Genomic DNA, 380 nt, shown 5'->3' on the forward strand with positions numbered 1-380 from the left:
CAGTGGGAATGGACCCACCTGCGAGTTCGCAAGGCATACAACTCCCTGCTGCACCTCTCACGGAAAGGATGGCTGTTTACCTTCCTCCAGCCCCCACCAGAAGCACTCGAACCACAGCGCTGGGCATCAACAACAAACAGTCTGGAAGGCGGGGTCAACGCCCAACTCAAACGCATCGCCGATGCCCACCGCGGCAGATCCGGGGAGCGCCAACGCAAAATGCTCGAGTGGTACCTGCACTCGAAAACGCAGCTGCCTGACGACCCGCTAAAGATCGCCAGGCAGTGCAATTACGGACAAGATCAACTCGCCAAAGTCAACGATCTTGTCCCAGAAGACCACAACAAAGCCGACCACGAAACAGGACGACCAGCCTTCTA

Annotated in this window: 1 pseudogene; it reads left to right on the forward strand. The window is 57.4% G+C overall.

Annotation, left to right across the window (positions count from 1 at the left end):
* Nucleotides 1-380: pseudogene (locus tag QP413_RS09910) on the forward strand (IS256 family transposase); the annotation flags it as partial.

The organism is Corynebacterium sp. UMB4614, assembly GCF_030217065.1.
GTDB lineage: Bacteria > Actinomycetota > Actinomycetes > Mycobacteriales > Mycobacteriaceae > Corynebacterium.